Source organism: Nitrosomonas sp. Nm84 (assembly GCF_003201565.1).
Classification (GTDB): domain Bacteria; phylum Pseudomonadota; class Gammaproteobacteria; order Burkholderiales; family Nitrosomonadaceae; genus Nitrosomonas.
Map to the genome: position 1 here is coordinate 1 of NZ_QJJP01000079.1, position 1,306 is coordinate 1,306.

Sequence of the window (1,306 nt, forward strand, 5' to 3'; positions counted from 1 at the left end):
GGTTGCCAAGTTTCCTGACCCCCACTCTGATCGACCATAATTTGTGTCATTCCTCGGATCTGTCGGTTACTTGGCAACATCTGACGGTGAGGTTTCACCTCGCCTTTGTCTGTGACCCAAGAAGGGCCTGAACGCTTATCTCTTTACTGTCTTGTCCTGACAATCGGTTTCGGTGAATCCCTATTCAATAACATCATTCGAAACTGGGGAGCTGAAAATGGATAACAATCATCATGGCATTGTTGGAGGAGTCGATACACACAAAGACCTTCATTTCGCGGCTGTAGTCGACGCACATGACCGAGTACTTGACAGGAACTCTTTCCCAACAACGCGACATGGCTATAAGTCAATGCTGAATTGGATGCAGTCATTTGGTGAAGTCAAACGTATTGGCGTAGAGTGTACGGGGACTTACGGTGCTGGTCTGCTACGGTATCTACAACAATTTGATATCGAAATTTTAGAGGTCACCGCACCGGATAAAACAGTCCGACGCAAGCGTGGCAAAGACGACACAATTGATGCGGAAAATGCAGCCCATGCAGCATTCGCTGGCATACGCACTGTGACCCCAAAAACGCGTGATGGCATGGTGGAATCTTTACGAGTTCTCAAGTTATGCAGGAAGACCGACATTGCAGCTCGACGCATCGCACTACAAATGATCCAAATGAATATTATCTCTGCACCAGAGGCGCTTCGTGAATCGCTACGCACCATGACTCGAATGCAATTAATCCGCACCCTTGCCGCCTGGCGACCAGATCTGGGTGGGTATCGTGATATTTCGACTGCATACAAAATTGCATTCAAATCGCTTGCGCGGCGATATTTGGAATTACACGATGAAATTGCGGATTTGGATGTGATGATTTCAGTCATTGTTGATGAACTCGCTCCTGAATTGATTGCAGGCAAAGCCATTGGATACGAATCTGCAGCACAACTACTCATTACCGTTGGAGACAACCCTGAACGCTTAAAATCTGAAGCTAGCTTTGCAGCATTGTGTGGTGTGAATCCGATTCCTGCCTCATCCGGCAAGGTCAATAGGCACAGGTTAAATCGTGGTGGTGATAGAGCGGCTAACAGCGCGCTGCATATTATTGCTATAGGACGATTGCGGATAGACGCCAGAACTAAAGAGTATGTTGAAAAGCGTTTAACTCAGGGCCACACTAAACTTGAAGCACTTCGTTGTCTTAAACGTTATATCGCTAGAGAGGTATATTACACTTTGAGAAAAAGAAATAATTTAATCAATAGCGCACAGATTGCCGCTTGACATTTAGAAGGGCATCCG

General features: G+C 46.3%; 1 protein-coding gene. It reads left to right on the forward strand.

Annotated elements, in window-relative coordinates; genetic code table 11:
* Positions 1 to 217: 217 nt before the first annotated feature.
* Positions 218 to 1,288, forward strand: coding sequence for an IS110 family transposase (locus tag C8R34_RS16150; RefSeq protein WP_110342307.1), 1,071 nt, complete (start codon positions 218 to 220; stop codon positions 1,286 to 1,288).
* Positions 1,289 to 1,306 lie beyond the last annotated feature (18 nt).

Excerpts from the sequence above, each read along its gene's own strand:
- C8R34_RS16150 (WP_110342307.1), top strand. The coding sequence starts at position 218 with ATGGATAACAATCATCATGGCATTGTTGGAGGAGTCGATACACACAAA.